Annotated in this window: 17 protein-coding genes; 5 read left to right on the forward strand and 12 right to left on the reverse strand. The window is 58.4% G+C overall.

Annotation, left to right across the window (positions count from 1 at the left end; genetic code table 11):
* Window positions 1-612: 612 nt before the first annotated feature.
* Both Q7L05_RS05440 and Q7L05_RS05445 read right to left on the reverse strand, forming a co-directional pair.
* Window positions 613-948: a hypothetical protein gene (locus tag Q7L05_RS05440; RefSeq protein WP_303903107.1), complete on the reverse strand. Its 336-nt coding sequence runs from the start codon at window positions 946-948 to the stop codon at window positions 613-615.
* Between the two features lie 215 nt (window positions 949-1,163).
* On the reverse strand, window positions 1,164-1,463 hold the full coding sequence (locus tag Q7L05_RS05445; protein WP_303903110.1) for a DUF3579 domain-containing protein: 300 nt from the start codon (window positions 1,461-1,463) through the stop codon (window positions 1,164-1,166).
* Between the two features lie 100 nt (window positions 1,464-1,563).
* Here Q7L05_RS05445 and Q7L05_RS05450 point away from each other — a divergent pair, with 100 nt between their 5' ends.
* Window positions 1,564-1,992 (forward strand): rhodanese-like domain-containing protein, encoded by a 429-nt coding sequence (locus Q7L05_RS05450; RefSeq protein ID WP_303903111.1) that lies wholly within the window; start codon window positions 1,564-1,566, stop codon window positions 1,990-1,992.
* 75 nt (window positions 1,993-2,067) lie between these two features.
* Here the strand turns inward: Q7L05_RS05450 and Q7L05_RS05455 are convergent, their stop codons facing one another.
* On the reverse strand, window positions 2,068-2,265 hold the full coding sequence (locus tag Q7L05_RS05455; protein WP_092996269.1) for a CsbD family protein: 198 nt from the start codon (window positions 2,263-2,265) through the stop codon (window positions 2,068-2,070).
* A 173-nt stretch (window positions 2,266-2,438) separates the two neighbouring features.
* On the opposite strand from Q7L05_RS05455, the gene Q7L05_RS05460 reads away from it, so the two are divergent.
* A complete protein-coding gene (locus tag Q7L05_RS05460; protein ID WP_303903115.1) occupies window positions 2,439-2,696 on the forward strand; it encodes a hypothetical protein in 258 nt (85 codons plus the stop codon).
* A 54-nt stretch (window positions 2,697-2,750) separates the two neighbouring features.
* Here Q7L05_RS05460 and Q7L05_RS05465 read toward each other — a convergent pair whose 3' ends face one another.
* From Q7L05_RS05465 to Q7L05_RS05480, 4 genes are read right to left on the reverse strand one after another with little or no spacing between them, the layout of a single operon-like run.
* Window positions 2,751-4,046: a Ni/Fe hydrogenase subunit alpha gene (locus tag Q7L05_RS05465; RefSeq protein ID WP_303903118.1), complete on the reverse strand. Its 1,296-nt coding sequence runs from the start codon at window positions 4,044-4,046 to the stop codon at window positions 2,751-2,753.
* On the reverse strand, window positions 4,043-4,870 hold the full coding sequence (locus Q7L05_RS05470) for a sulfhydrogenase subunit delta (RefSeq protein WP_303903120.1): 828 nt from the start codon (window positions 4,868-4,870) through the stop codon (window positions 4,043-4,045). The genes Q7L05_RS05465 and Q7L05_RS05470 overlap by 4 nt, the downstream gene beginning before the upstream one ends.
* A gap of 3 nt (window positions 4,871-4,873) precedes the next feature.
* The gene (locus tag Q7L05_RS05475) at window positions 4,874-5,722 is read right to left on the reverse strand and encodes an FAD/NAD(P)-binding protein (protein ID WP_303903122.1); all 849 of its coding nucleotides are present in this window, start codon (window positions 5,720-5,722) and stop codon (window positions 4,874-4,876) included.
* Complete coding sequence (locus Q7L05_RS05480; RefSeq protein ID WP_303903125.1) at window positions 5,719-6,825, reverse strand: 4Fe-4S dicluster domain-containing protein; 1,107 nt, start codon at window positions 6,823-6,825, stop codon at window positions 5,719-5,721. The genes Q7L05_RS05475 and Q7L05_RS05480 overlap by 4 nt, the downstream gene beginning before the upstream one ends.
* Before the next feature lie 401 nt (window positions 6,826-7,226).
* Between Q7L05_RS05480 and Q7L05_RS05485 the strand changes: the two genes are divergently transcribed.
* Both Q7L05_RS05485 and Q7L05_RS05490 read left to right on the forward strand, forming a co-directional pair.
* Window positions 7,227-8,351: an aminotransferase class V-fold PLP-dependent enzyme gene (locus tag Q7L05_RS05485; protein WP_303903131.1), complete on the forward strand. Its 1,125-nt coding sequence runs from the start codon at window positions 7,227-7,229 to the stop codon at window positions 8,349-8,351.
* A 121-nt stretch (window positions 8,352-8,472) separates the two neighbouring features.
* Window positions 8,473-9,555 carry a cyclic nucleotide-binding domain-containing protein gene (locus Q7L05_RS05490; protein WP_303903134.1) on the forward strand — a complete coding sequence of 361 codons (1,083 nt, stop codon included), beginning with the start codon at window positions 8,473-8,475 and terminating at the stop codon, window positions 9,553-9,555.
* A 167-nt stretch (window positions 9,556-9,722) separates the two neighbouring features.
* Here Q7L05_RS05490 and Q7L05_RS05495 read toward each other — a convergent pair whose 3' ends face one another.
* The 5 genes from Q7L05_RS05495 to Q7L05_RS05515 all read right to left on the reverse strand — a co-directional run bounded on the left by Q7L05_RS05495 (window position 9,723) and on the right by Q7L05_RS05515 (window position 13,558).
* The gene (locus Q7L05_RS05495; protein WP_303903137.1) at window positions 9,723-10,505 is read right to left on the reverse strand and encodes a TatD family hydrolase; all 783 of its coding nucleotides are present in this window, start codon (window positions 10,503-10,505) and stop codon (window positions 9,723-9,725) included.
* 94 nt (window positions 10,506-10,599) lie between these two features.
* Window positions 10,600-10,950 (reverse strand): PilZ domain-containing protein, encoded by a 351-nt coding sequence (locus Q7L05_RS05500; protein WP_303903140.1) that lies wholly within the window; start codon window positions 10,948-10,950, stop codon window positions 10,600-10,602.
* 83 nt (window positions 10,951-11,033) lie between these two features.
* Window positions 11,034-12,038 (reverse strand): DNA polymerase III subunit delta', encoded by a 1,005-nt coding sequence (locus tag Q7L05_RS05505; protein WP_303903143.1) that lies wholly within the window; start codon window positions 12,036-12,038, stop codon window positions 11,034-11,036.
* Window positions 12,035-12,667, reverse strand: coding sequence for a dTMP kinase (tmk, locus tag Q7L05_RS05510; protein ID WP_303903147.1), 633 nt, complete (start codon window positions 12,665-12,667; stop codon window positions 12,035-12,037). Before tmk ends, Q7L05_RS05505 begins: the two co-directional genes overlap by 4 nt.
* Before the next feature lie 345 nt (window positions 12,668-13,012).
* On the reverse strand, window positions 13,013-13,558 hold the full coding sequence (locus Q7L05_RS05515) for a hypothetical protein (protein WP_303903150.1): 546 nt from the start codon (window positions 13,556-13,558) through the stop codon (window positions 13,013-13,015).
* Between the two features lie 131 nt (window positions 13,559-13,689).
* On the opposite strand from Q7L05_RS05515, the gene Q7L05_RS05520 reads away from it, so the two are divergent.
* Window positions 13,690-14,736: an Sfum_1244 family protein gene (locus Q7L05_RS05520; protein ID WP_303903153.1), complete on the forward strand. Its 1,047-nt coding sequence runs from the start codon at window positions 13,690-13,692 to the stop codon at window positions 14,734-14,736.
* Window positions 14,737-14,892: the final 156 nt, after the last annotated feature.

Raw genomic sequence — 14,892 nt, forward strand, 5'->3', positions numbered from 1 at the left:
TACCCCCTGCTGCGCAGGCCCGAATCAGTGATGAACCTTTAGCCGTCATTGCGAGCCGTACCCCCTGCTGCGCAGCCCGAATCAATGACGAACTGTTAGCCGTCATTGCGAGCCGTACCCGCCGGCGCGCGGCCCCGAATCAATGACGAACTGTTAGCCGTCATTGCGAGCCGTACCCCCTGCTGCGCAGGCCCGAATCGGTGACGAACCTTTAGCCGTCATTGCGAGGAGCCACAGCGACGCGGCAATCTGGGGCTTCGGGAGCAGGAGATTACTTCGTCGCCGGGGCTCCTCGTAATGACAGCGGGGCAAGTTCATCAGGAGGAGCCTCAGCGACGCGGCAATCTGGGGTTTGGAAGCAGGAGATTACGTCGTCGCTGGGGCTCCTCGTAATGACAGCGGAGGGAAGTTCTTCAGGAGGAGCCCCGGCGACGAAGTAATCTCTACTCCCAACCCCGAGATTGCCGCGTCGCCGGGGCTCCTGAAGAACGTAACGATTCACCCCTTGAATTTCGAACTAGGAAAAACGGGGCGCACTCGGTCCTGCGCAGCCGGGAGATAGTTCGTCACTGATTCGGGCTCCGGAGCGGCGGGTGTGCTCGTAATGTCAGGCTAAAAATTGCCGGCAAGTTTCCCATCTATATACACTTGGCACTGGGGTTTGGTGGTGCCCACGTCCGTATGATAGCGGCACGCAAAATCCACCGGGCGCCCGCCATGCTCACCTTGAACCCGCTCAAAACGATTCGCCAGGGACAGTGCGATCGTGGCAACAGACTGCCCGTTTATCACGAGTTCCATGTCATCCTTAATCGCTTTGTTTTCCTGATTGATTTGTAGCTGCCAGGCGGGGCCGGAGTAATTGGCGGGGCGGTATAATTGCGATGACGAAGTAGAGGCGCAACCGGACACGGCGGCGATGACAAGAATGATCGGCAGTATACGCATGGTTACGTCCTCCTGGTTCGGGACCGAAAAGCCTACCATGAACCATGAACGATAGGCCGGACTTGACTGGCAGAACCTTGCACCTTGTCGCATGCTGTGGTTCGCATAATGTATATTATGTAAAATTAGAGAACCGTGAAGATGCAGACTGGGACCTGCAGCCTCACCGTGGTCCAGTCCGCAACTCCAAATACAGCCAAGGTACCCTCGTACTTTTACCGCCCGCAGGCTTCAGCTGTAAGGGGCTGTACTTCTTCTGTTACCAGATTGTTGGTTCTGGCGAAATCCAGCAGAAACTTCAACAGCATCGGCTCATTCTGTTCCAGACTGACGTCCACCAGCACGCAGTTGGCACCGTCGATGGTGATCACGCGAACTTTGGGATTGAATCGAATACGGCCCCCTGAATCTGTAAGGCCGGCGACAGATGCCAGGCGTTGTGCCCAGTCGCTGGGTCGGAATCGCTGTCCGTCCTTGGTGAAACTCCTGATGATGAACTGCTCTGAAGAACCCATAAGCTCCCTGGATGTGAATACAAAAAGTTGCGAACAAGCCTTGTTTAGGGCCAAGTGAATTCTATATACTTATAACATATACTGATGGACTTAAACAATTATGCCGGAATCCTCACTGCGCCATCTGAAGCCCAGCGGCGCCTATGAACTGCTTCAGCACGAACCACGGGCCGTACTCATCGATATTCGTTCGAGCATGGAGTTCCTCTTCGTCGGCCATCCGGTCGGTGCCATTCACATTGCCTGGATTGACGAACCGGATTGGGACATCAATCCAAACTTCGTCAGACAGGTAAAGGCCCTGATGCTGGGAGGGGTAATCTGTGAGGCGGACAGTATGTGCGCCCCCGTGATTCTCATCTGCCGAAGTGGCAAACGTTCGCTCGAGGCGGGCAAGGCGCTGGTCCAGGCGGGGCTCCCACAGGTCTACAACGTGCTGGACGGCTTTGAAGGGGAACTGGATGAGCACCATCACCGGAGCAGTGTGGGTGGTTGGCGTTTCGAAAACCTTCCTTGGGAGCAGTGCTAACTCTCCCGACGGCATTTTGAACAGCTAAAGGTCCGCCCGCTATTTGCCCGGGCGGAACTGTAGTGCCTTACGAGGTCAATGCTTCCGCTGAAACTCGTCGGCCTTTTTCTCGGCATCATCCCTGGCGATGCCATAGCGCTCCTGGAGATAGCCGACCAGACGGTCACGTTTGCCTTCGATGCGATCGAGATCATCATCGGTCAGCTTGCCCCACTGCTCCTTTGCGCGTCCTTTCCATTGCTTCCAGTTGCCCTCGATCTGATTCCAGTCCATGGCTGCCTCCATTTGGTTTCCCTTCCTTATTTCTAGACGTTGAACTCGGGTATGGGCCATCCGTTCAAGTACGGAGTATTTCGGAACGTACCTTGCATCAGTCCGGTCTAGAATCGTTTAAGCAGGCCCCTGGCGTTCACGGCCTGCCTACCAACGACAGGGAGTTTGGGGCAATGATAATGGACATTGTGTGGCTAGGAGCCATTGTGGTCGCTGCCATTGGCCCGATGGTGCAGTCCACCTTTTTACGGGATCCCGCCGTGAATCCCGTCAAATACGTGGCGTTCACCTTTGTCTGGCCCCTCGTGGTTTTAAGCAGTCTGCCACTGCTCTGGAGCGACCAGCTATCCCCGGACATACTGGTGATTGCTGTACTGGTATCCATCTCCATGGTGATTTGTGCAGGGGTGTTCATTCTCCGGCGGAGGTGAACGGCGCAAGGTTAGAAGATACAGCCGCTGCCGATCGTTTCGGTGGCGGTCAGTTCAGTCGCCGCGATCGATGGTCGTCTTCAAGAAGTGGGTCGAACAGGAGATGCAGGGATCGTAGTTCCTGACCCCTGCCTCCAGATGCGCCTGCAACGCGCCATCATCCAGGTCCAGAGATTCCAGCACACTCTGACGCAGATCGTTTTCCATGTGCGCCTGGTTCTGGCTGGTGGGCGGGGTAATCACCGCCTTGACCACCTTGCCTTCGGCATTGAATCGATATCGGTGCCAGAGAAGTCCCCGCGGGGCTTCTGTGCAACCAGCCCCCTCGCCCTCTTTCGGTACGATGTTCACATACGGCTTGGGCAGGGGTTGCTTGAGATAGGCTGCCAGGATGCGGATGGCCTCTTCGATGGCGATATGTATTTCCACCGCCCGCGCCACAGCACTGTGAAAGGGATTGTTGCTCGGAAACCGGATGCCGGTCTTCTCCAGGAGGTGGGCCGTAGCATCCGGCAGTCTGTCCAGGTTGTTATTGAGTCGCGGCAACGGACCGACCCAATAGGGTTTGCCGTCTAGATGGGCGTGCAGGGCCGTGGAGTGCGGGACCTGGAATTCCCGATAGTGATGCTCGAAGTCCGCAACATCGATTTCCAGCCCTGTACTGGCAAGGATATTACCCTGCGCCATGGGGTACTCACTGTGGTGGCGAAGGCTTACCCGGGGGGCGTCCCGCTGAATATCGGGAAAGTTGAACTTGGCAGTCCAGGCAATGAGTTCCGCTGCATCGTCCTGAGCCGCACGGAAGCGCTCCAGCATGGCGCGTACTTCCGAGTACGAGGGCGCCCGATAGAAGCCGCCCGGCCGTGCACCCACCGGGTTGACGGCCCGGCCGCCGAACATCTTGACCAGGTCATTGCCCAGGCCCTGGAGATGCAGACCACGGCGGACCTCTGCGGGGTGAGATTTTGCCAGCGACATGGCATCCGGGAATCCGAAAAAATCGGGCGCCGCCAACAGATGAATATGCAGCGCATGGCTCTCGATCCACTCCCCGCAATAGTAGAGACGGCGAAGAGCACGGATCTCCGGGGTCAGTACCGCGCCAAACGCGGCTTCAATGGCCTGGGAAGAGCTAAGCTGGTAGGCCACTGGACAGATACCGCAAATGCGTGAGGTGATATCGGGAATTTCCCACCAGTCCCGCTGCTGAAGAAAGGTCTCGAAAAAGCGCGGCGGCTCGAAGATGCGCAGCCTCAGATCCTCGACCTGACCGTCACGGATTTTGACATGGAGTGCACCCTCCCCCTCGACCCTCGCCAGAACGGGGACTTCGATCTTTCGCTCGCTCACGATCTCATCCCTCCATGTTTATGGGGTTGCGGCGGCAGCGGTGCACCTTGAGCCCCCTGCTCCCATCTCCGGGATGCCTCCCGGAAAGGTTCGGCCCAGCTGTAGATTAGTCGCAGTCGACTCACCACATCGGTCGGCGTCAGTCCGGCGCCATTGAAGCGGCGGCCGAGGGCATCGATATTGCCTCCCCCCTGGGGTCCGAAGCAGCCGTAGCAGTCCCGCTCTTGATGGGGGCAGAGTGCACCGCAGCCAGTGCGCGTAATCGGCCCCATACAGGGCTGTTCCTGCGAGACCAGCACGCAGACATTGCCGTCGCGTTTGCACTGCAGGCACACCGCTTCACTGGGCAGGTTCGGCTTGGCGCCCGACAGCAGACTATTGATGACATATTTGAGTTGCCCCTGGTCCGGCGGGCAACCGGGCACCTCCCAGTCCACATCAATGTGGTCATGAAAAGCCGTGGACTGCGGCAGCGCGTCGATGTGCTCGGGTTCGGTATAGAAGTCATTGAGGTAGTAGGTGAGATCCCCCCAATTTCGCAGTGCCTGAAGACCACCGGACTGACCGCAGGCACCGATGGAAACCACGACCTTGCTGATATCCCGAACATGCTGGATTCGCTCTATCTCATGCGGAGTGGAAACCGAACCTTCGACGAAAGAGACGTCGTACGGACCCGGATTCATACGGCTGGTGGCCTCGGCGAAGAAGGCGATATCCACCCGGTCGGCCAGCTGCAGCAGTTCTTCCTCGAGGCTCAATATCTGAACCTGGCAACCGTCACAGGAAGAAAACTTGTGAACGGAGATCTTCGGCTTCTCCATTGTTCAGTATCCCTTGACCTTCATCAGTTTACGGACCCGTGCATAAGGAAAAACGGGACCATCCTTGCAGATGAAATCGGGCCCGTACTGGCAATGCCCGCAATGTCCCAGACCGCACTGCATACTCCGCTCCATCGACAGATAAATATCATCGATGGGCCGCCCCCGCCTCAACAACTCCTCGGCTACGGCACGCATCATCGGCTCAGGGCCGCACATCATGATCATTCCCTCGATAGCCTCAGGCTCGACCTGGTCGAGTAGTTCGGTGACCAGTCCGAGGTGCCATTTCCAGTTCGGGCCCGACTCCTGGGAAGCGAACAGGCACTGCGTGTCTTTCGCATCGCACCAGGCATCGAATCGATTGCCGTAGATCAGATCCCGCGGCTGGCGAACACCATGCAGCACCGTGACCTTTCCGTACTGATCACGGCGTTCATGGGCATAGCCCACCACCGAGGCGGTCGGAGCACAGCCGATACCGCCGGTAATCACCAGCAGATTCCGGTCTTTCGCCTTTTGCATCGGCCAGCCGGTACCGAAAGGACCGCGCAGCCCTACCTTGTCACCCTCGCGAAGTCGGACCAGGCCCTCGGTCACGCGCCCTACTGCGCGAATGGTGTGGTCGATGAGCTCCGGCTCGGCCGGATCCGATGAAATGGAAATGGGGACCTCCCCTACCCGTCCCAAATACAACATGTTGAACTGGCCAGGCTCGAAGCGATAGGCATCCCGCTCATGCGGCTCCGTCAGGCGCAGGCGCAATGTGACGATATCGGGTGCCTCCTCCATCTGGTCCACCACTTCGGCGACCATCGGCAGATAAGGATTGTTGCTCGGTAGTGCACTCACGATGCCTTCTCCCCCGGTTGATCCCTGATGGCGGCGATCTCTTCGGTCAGATCAATCCCGGTGGGACACCAGGTGATGCAGCGGCCGCAACCGACACACCCCGAGGTTTCGAACTGTTCCCACCACGCCCCCACCTTGTGCGTGAGCCACTGCCGGTAACGTTGACGTACCTCGGGCCGAAGGTGTCTGCCGTGAGTACTTCCGTGTTCGAGGGTAAAACAGGCATCCCACTGCCGAACGTGATCACTGCCGGTACCGTCCATAGAGGGCACTTCCACTTCACGGTGGCAAAAACAGGTGGGACACACCATCACGCAATTGGCACAGGAGAGACAGCGTTCGGCGACATCATCCCAACGGGGATGCTCCAGATTATTGAAAAGCAATTCATAGATACCGTCATTATCGATATAGCGCACCTGGGCTTGGGCACAGGCCTTGATGGACTCTTCGGCGCGCTCCCTGGCACCTTTGGGTGGTATCAGGTCCAGCTTTGCTGCAATGGCCTCACCCGCGGCACTGCCGGTCTCCACTACGAACCCGTCCTCCAGCTCTGTTAATGAGATATCGAAACCGTCTTCTGCCATGGGCCCGGCGTTTTGGGAGGCGCAGAAGCAGGTGCTGACGCAAACAGTGCAATTAACCGCAACTACAAACAGGTTTCTCCGTCGATCGGCGTAGTAAGGGTCCGTATGGGGCGAGTGTTTCCCTTTCAGGAAAGTCCGGTCCTGGACCTTCATCCCCGCGATGTCACAGGCCCTTGCCCCGATGACTGCGGTTCTGGGGGATTCGGACAGACCGGACTGGAAGGTCCCATCGGCAGAAAAGGACCACAGTTTTTCCTGAGAAGCGAAGGTGAAACGCTTGAGCGATTCATGACCATTGACGAAGTCGAAGAACCGGCGGTTGCCGCTTTCCTCCAGCCGGTAGCGGCCCGGCTCCTGAACGCTCGCCAGCCCTACCGGCAGCTGCGCCGCAGAATCGACCCGATCGAAAACCACGGCCCCGGCCCGGACCGTCGGCCCGAACACACGATAACCCGAATCGGCTAGCTGCCTGATCAGGTCATCCAGCCCTTCCTTCGGCATGAATGCAGTGTCCATAGGCTCTCCGGTTCGTTATCAGTAAACGCGGGATGTTGCTGCAAGGTCCCCCCTAAGCAAAGCAGCGGGACAGTGAATTTCAACTCGGCCCGTCGACACTGCAGAATACCTGTGTTGTCACAACCAGAGAACACCGAATACGCCGTCAACCGTTTAGCCCCTCCGGGCAGGGTAAACCATCTCACAAGCTAGATAGAAGTTCCGAAATGGTGCCCGTTACTCCCCTCATCCTAACCTTCTCCCTGAGGAAGAAGGGACTATAGGTGGATACCATTTCCCAACACGTATCGGTGCATCACTCGCTTCAATGTACGGTTGCCCTGCCCCTCTGGGTCACCTGATGGAAAAAGCTGTTCTCCACGCGCTAAGGTAGATGTCTATTCGACAAGCTGGCAAAAAACATGACCGAACAGGAGTTCCCCCTCAAAGAGGGCTTCATTCATCTCAACCATGCCGCCGTTTCGCCCTGGCCCCGCCGTACCGTCGAGGCATTGAAGGCATTCGCCGAGGAAAACGGAACCCAGGGTTCACTCGGCTATCCACGCTGGCTGAAAACCGAAGAGCAGCTGCGGGAGCAACTGCGCAGGCTGATCCATGCGCCGGCAGTCGAGGATATTGCGCTGGTTAAAAACACCTCCGAAGCCCTTTCCTTCGTGGCTTATGGTCTCGACTGGCGGGCCGGAGACTCCGTCGTTATCACCGATCAGGAATTCCCTTCCAATCGGGTGGTTTGGGAATCGCTGCAGGACCAGGGTGTTTCGGTCCGAAAGGCCAGACTCGACCAGCATGCCTCTCCCGAAGAGGCGATTATGGCCGAAACGGACGGCTCCACCCGGCTGGTGGCGGTCAGTTCCGTTCAGTACGCCAGCGGACTGCGGATGGATCTGGCCCGAATCGGCCGCTTCTGCCGCGAACGGGAGGTCCTGTTCTGTGTCGACGCGATTCAGAGCGTCGGCGCGCTGCCGATGGACGTTCAGGCAATCCATGCTGATTTCCTGGCCGCCGATGGGCACAAGTGGATGCTGGGTCCCGAAGGGCTCGGGGTGTTCTATTGCCGTTCGGAGATTCGACCCCGCCTGAAACTGATGCAATATGGCTGGCATATGCTCGAAGCCATCGGTGAATTCGATCGCCAGGAGTGGAAAGCGGCGGAAAGTGCCCGCCGTTTCGAATGCGGCAGCCCCAACATGCTGGGGGTTCATGGGCTGCACGCCAGCCTTTCACTGCTTCTGGAGATCGGGATCCCCGCCGTGGAGGAATCCATCCACAGGCGAATGAATCGACTGGTGACCGGTCTTCAGGCGATACCGGATATCGAAATCCTGTCGGATCTCCGTTCGGAACGGCGCTCCGGAATCTTGACCTTTCGCCACCGTCGGCTATCGGATGAAGTGATCCATGATGTCCTGAGCCGGCAAGGCGTCTTTTGCGCCCGTCGAGGCGGGGGAATACGTCTGTCCCCGCATTTTTATACGCCACTGGAAGCGATTAACCAAACCTTGAAGTGGATCACCGAATGCCGATGAGGCCGAGCCCCTTTGCCCATGTCTCGTTGTGAGGTGCGATGGCAGGTGTTAGCATCAGCCCCGTCCAGCATCCCGGCTCTCCGATTTATGCCGGCCCCCTTGACCAGCCGATTCTTCAAAGATGAGCGAGAGCACACACGTCAATGCCCAGGAGTTGAGGCGCTTTATTCCCCTTGCGGAATTGACGCATGAAAACCTCATCGACGTGTCGAAGAAAGCCGTTATCGAGAAGCTTTCCAAGGGGCGGGTCCTTTTTAAAACAGGCGATACGATCAACCAGTCGTTTTACCTGCTCTCGGGAGAAGTGCAGCTCGCCGCAGCCGGCTCTGAGAAAGTGATAGCGGCCAATACACCCCAGGCGCGTTATCCGCTGGACCACCACAACCCCCGTTTGGCTACGGTAACCACCCGCACCGATATCCGCTTCTGCCGGATCGATAATGATCTGCTGGATATCCTGCTCACGTGGGATCAAAACGCCGGGTATATGGTCAGCGAGATCGATGCCGCCAAGAGTGCTGAGAAAGGTGTCATCGCGGATAAGAAGGATCGAGACTGGATGACCCAGATGCTGCGCTCCAGTATTTTCCATCGCATTCCACCGACCAATATTCAGGCCGTATTCATGCATATGGAGCCGATATCCGTCCGTGCCGGTGATGTGGTCATCCAACAGGGTGACGAGGGGGATTATTATTATCATCTCCAATCCGGCCGCGCCATCGTGACCCATACCTCGGCAAAAAGCGGCAATATCATCAAGCTGGCAAATTTGGGGCCCGGTCAGGGATTCGGAGAAGAGGCGCTGATCTCCAATTCCAGACGTAACGCCAACATCACCATGCTGACCGACGGTTCACTGATGCGGCTGGCCAAAGAGCATTTTGGAAAGCTGCTCAAATCACCGGTCCTGCGGACGGTTGACTGTCAGAAGGCCCAGGCCATGCTGAAAAACGGCGCCCTGTTTCTTGACGTTCGTCTCGACAGCGAGCATCGGAACGCGAGCCTTCCGAACAGCCTCAATATTCCTTTTTACCTGTTGCGTATCAAGGCGAAGAGCCTCGACCCGGGAAAAACCTATATCGTTTACTGCGATACCGGACGGCGCAGTTCCTCGGCCGCCTATCTCCTCAGTGAGCGAGGCTTCAACGCCTACGTCCTCGACGGCGGTCTGATGGCCGTTAAACAGGCCAAAACCACTTGATTTTTTCCTGATTGTGGGAAGACAAAACCCGGGAGGCTTCTCCGTTTCCCCGGAAAAGCCGCCCCGGCACGATATCTCCGTGGGGAAATTCGCCACGGGGATATGCCCCCTGGCGGGATGTGCCTCTGTTCTTAGTCGGATTACCTGGATACCGGCGGCTGCATCCTTTAGCCGGCACTGGGAAACAGTCGGCGGTAATTCTCCGTAGTCCGGCGCGCCACACTCTCCAAATCCACGCCGCGCTCCTTGGCAATCCGCTCGGCCACATGCAGCACGTAAGCGGGATAATTCGGCTTTCCACGTTTCGGCACCGGGGCCAGATAGGGCGAGTCGGTTTCGACCAGCAGGCGGTCATCGGGCACCTGCTTCGCCACTTCCCTCAGTTCCCGGGCGCTGTTGAAGGTGATGATCCCGGAAAAAGAGATATAGAAACCGAGTTCGATGGCCCGCCGGGCGGTTTCCCAATCCTCGACAAAGCAGTGCATGATGCCACCGGCTTCGTCTGCCCTCTCCTCCTGCATGATCCGAATGGTGTCCTCGCGCGCCTCACGGGAATGGACAATGAGCGGTTTTCCGGCACGTCGCGCGGCACGAATGTGGGTACGGAACCGGGCCCGTTGCCATTCCAGATCGCCTTCACTGCGGAAATAATCCAGCCCCGTCTCCCCGATGGCCACCACGTCCGGGACATCGGACAGCCGCAGTAGTTCATCCTCGTCCAGTGCATCTTCCTCTTCATTGGGATGCACGCCCACCGACGCCGAGACATTCGGGTAGCGGCGGGCGATCTCAAGAACGTCGGGAAGGCTGTCACGGCTGATGCCGACGCACAGGAGGGAGACGACGCCATTTTCGGCCGCCGCTTCGATGACTCCGTCCAGGCTGCCGCCGAAAGGTTGGAGATCGAGACGATCAAGATGACAGTGTGAATCGACGAGTTTTGAATGCATAGAATTCGCTGGTATTTTCCCTGCACCGCAAAGATACCGGAGGAAGGGGGCGTGCCTTTTGCGGTGGATAACCGGGGTCATCCTTGGGAGAATCTTACATCGTATGGGTTTGGCGTTCCGACTTCAGGGCCCCGGCCAGGTAGGTTTCGACCTTGCTGCGCACCGTGCCTTTATCCTGCTCACTGAATTGCACACCAATGCCGGCGGCACGGTTGCCTTGGGCACCTTTTGGCGTGACCCAGACGACCTTGCCGGCGATGGGCAGTTTTTCCGCTTCATCCATCAGGGTCAGGAGCATGAAAACCTCATCCCCAAGCTGATAGTCCTTCTCGGTGGGGATAAACAGGCCACCGTTTATAACAAATGGCATATAAGCGGCATACAGCGCGCTTTTATCTTTAATGGCCAGCGAAAGAATGCCTTGTCGGCCTCCACCAGGGATCATGTCCGCCTCGTCTCAATATCAACTGTTAGCCGCAAAGGCACAAAGAACCCAATAGATACTTCAGGTATGGCTTCGTTCGCATTCTACCGGTGCACAGCACGAAAATAGCGTGCCCAGGTTATGACGATCTCTTCCAGCAGCAGCTGCGCGTTCACCTGGCGCTGAACCTGCTGCACTCCCTGCTGGGTGCGGTCCAGCAACCGATAAAGTGCTTCCAAGTCTACCTGTTCGGCAAGGGGTTGCAAACGCCCGCGCAGGTCGGGATTGGAGAGCCGCGCACTCTGTGGAGCCGACCGCAGGCGGATCAGATCGGCCAGACAGCTCGACTGCCAGCGAAGTACCGGTTCCGCGCCTCCCTTGAACCAGCGTTCGGAGACTTCGAGAGGCAGTTCCCGCCGTTCGCTGAGGGCCTGCAATGCGCCGATAACGGATTCGCGTATGGCCAACTGCTCGCCACTGGCCAGCTCCAGAGCCGCCAGGGGTGCCCCTCCACTCATCGTCAGCAAATCCGCGGCAGCACCCGCCTCCTCGACGCGGGCCTGGAGCCATTCACCCGCTTGCGCAAGTGTCGCGGGCGGCAGCGGGACCTGCTGACAACGGCTGCGGATGGTGGGCAAAAGGGCCGCTGGCCTGGCGCTGCACAGCAACAGGAGCGTATCCTCAGTGGGTTCCTCAAGGGTTTTCAGCAGGGCGTTGGCGGCATTCACGTTGAGCCGATCCGCGGGGGAAACAATGGCCACCCGCCGGTTGCCGTACTGTCCCTTCAAACCCTGAAATGCCACTACCCTTCGGACCCGATCCACGGTTATGGCCTTGCCCTCCTCCAGCGGCTCCACCATCAGGAAGTCCGGGTGACTGCCCGCCGCATAAAGCGTACAGCCGCGGCACCGACCGCAAGCCGTTCCATCTTCGCCGGGCTGCTCACAAAGCAGGGCCTGGGCCAACGCCGCGGCCAGCGAGCGTTTGCCGATCCCCTGTGGACCGGTCAGCAGCAATGCGTGGGGCAGACGATCGGCACGCTGGCGCCGTACCAGCTCCTGCCAGATGGCAATTTGCCACGGATATGGCTTCAGAGGGGCAGCATTCACGCGGCATGCCCTGCCAAATACTCATCCAGAACGACACCGATTACCCTCTGGACCGATTCGAGTGGGCCGGATGCATCGATAACCCGGATCCGTTCGGGGTACGCCGAAGCGCGACGCCGATAGCCTTCACGTACCCTTTCGAAAAACGCGACCGCCTCACGCTCGAAGCGATCGGGTTCGCTGCGCGCGCCGGCTCGCGCCAGCCCCACCTCGACAGGTACGTCGAGGTATAGGGTCAGATCGGGCTGAAGCCCCGCCTGAACAAAGGATTCCAGCGTAGCGATACGCTCATCGGGAACACCGCGGCCAGCCCCCTGATAGGCATAGGTGGCATCGGTGAATCGATCACAAAGCACCCAGTGTCCCGTATCGAGCGCGGGAAGGATCCGTTCATGCAGGTGTTGGGCCCGGGCAGCGAATATCAGCAGTAATTCGGTATCGGTACCCATGTCGGAATTGCGGTGATCGAGCAACAGGTCACGGATGGACTCGCCAAGAGGCGTGCCTCCGGGCTCACGGGTCACTTCCACGTCGATACCGGCCTCCTCCAACCGCTGACGAACATAGGCCAGATTGGTACTTTTACCGCTACCTTCGGAACCTTCCAGGGTAATGAAACGGCCTCGCATCGGACGCCCTCATGGAGTAGACCCCGCAATCGTACCGGGCGCCCGCAGGTCGGGCAAATGCATGGACCACTAGAACACTAAACAGATAAATCCCGAGCGGGGTGCAAGTCATTGATTTTGAGGCGTCGGCCGCACGCCGCCAGGGACGGCGGTGTTAGACAATGCAGGAGCACACTTGTCGAGGGATGCGGCCGTCGAGCCTACAGGGATGTATTCATGGCGTCCCCGAAATCAATGATTTGCACCTCGCCCCACAGGTATCTGATCGGTGCTTTAGGGGCGGGATCCAAATAAAGCGCAGTGCACCTCGAATCTTGCATCTCGAATCCCGTATCTGCGATGCGATCAGCCGAACGGCCCCTCGAAGGCGGTACGCAACCTTTTCAGCGCGGCCGGGGTCTCTACTTCCATCACCTGCTCCTGGACCCATTTGTTATCGGCACCCATTACAGACTCGACATGGCTTCCGAACAGGCGCAGAAGTGGATAGCTCGGCTCGCCGTCGATGACCTTGTATTGGGAGTAGTCGGACAGGCGCGCATTGAGCCGCTCGAGGAATTCTTCCCGGTAGTCGCCCGGACCGAGCTCCTCGACCCGGTTTTCATTCATGGTATCGACTAGCTTCAGTGCCAGGGCATTGGTGAAGCGCTGGCGCTCAGCGTCATCGGAAACACGCTCGACGACCCAGTGATCGGCCATGATGATAAAAAAACCGAGGAACTCACCGATAGTATCCAAAAGCTGTTCATTGGAGCGGAAATTGAAACCGTCACTGTACATCTTGTTGACGCTGTCCTGGGCGATTCGCCAGCCGTTGAATGCGACCACGCCGGCAATCTCCTCAATGGACTTCTCACGCTTTTTGTTGTGCCATTTACTCTTGACGCGCACGGGGAATCTCCTGGTTGGTGGCCGCACAGAGGCAGCCGGGATGCAAACGCTAGCGCTACCGCCATTGATAGTTTAGTATTTTACTCAACATTTATCTGGAGGCAACCTCTCCAGGCGATATGGAGTCCATCATGGTAACCGCCAGCGACGAGATGCTGCACGCCCTTGTAGCGACCGTGCAGCACAATTGTGACATCTCCGACGCCCTCTATGCCCGTGAATACACGATCTGCATCTATTTGCTGAAAATGCGTGAGTTATTCCGCTGGGAGCAGGCCTATGGTTACGCGGATCCCCTTCCCAAAGAGGCGTTGGGCGCCTGGGTGATGGCCCGGGAAGCCCACTGGGAAACCCTCGAAGGCCAGGAGTACGCGCCTGTATCGATAGACGGGGAGGAGTTTGACCCCTTTGCCGACCAAGAGATCAACAACAGGCTTTCCGAACTCGGCATGGTCTATTCGGGTGGCATCGGCACCTGGCGGAAACCGCACTTTTTTCTCGCCGACCTGGAGCGCCGCGAGACCCTCGATGAACGCACGATCTACATCGCCGGTCGTGAACGGGCCAGAGACATCACCGCGCCGCCGGCCATGACCCGGGAAGGCAGCGTTTTCGTCCGCCGGGAGTCACTGCGGCGCACGATTTGGGAAAAAGTCGAAGAGTGGCAGTGGCGCAAGGACTATGAGCACCCGATGGCGCATCTGATTCAGGCCTATCGACTGGACGATAATGTCGAAAAGGGGCTCGATCGGCTCACGGATGATGAAATCGAAACGCTGATCCTCCACGAACTCGGCGAAATCGAAGCCGGGAAACGCCTGGGGAGGGAGTGGGAGGAGATGCTGGCCGAAAGCGGTCGCACCCGCTTCGAACTGATTGCCCGGTCGGTGCGGGACCACCTGGCGGATACCCTGGTGACCCTCCCCCGTCTGCTGGAGCGGGACAACCCCGCCGCCCTGCACTTTTACATGGCCAATCTGTCCGGCATCCGCCGTGAACTTTTCCCCTCTCTGCGCAATGCCAACGCCACCTGGTTGAACAAGGGGCGTATCGAACCCCTCCTGAAAGTGATCGAAAAGGGCCAGTCCCACTGGGAAGCCGTGGCGCGCCAGCTTCTCGCGAACTACCGGGAGCAGCCGGAGCCGGAGGCCATGGCCATAGAAGAGGTCGCGTTGTAAGTTTCACCACGGGGTGCACTGGGAACACTGGGAAGACAATCCACGAGGGCGAGCCCACGGCGATGACGGCTTCGCCGTGTTTGGCCACGGGGTGGCCTCCTACCGGCGTAGAACCTCCGCCGGTGCAGGAAGCCGGCCCTCCGGCCGAAAACGGCC

The organism is Thiohalomonas denitrificans (genome assembly GCF_016841685.1).
GTDB lineage: Bacteria > Pseudomonadota > Gammaproteobacteria > Thiohalomonadales > Thiohalomonadaceae > Thiohalomonas > Thiohalomonas denitrificans_A.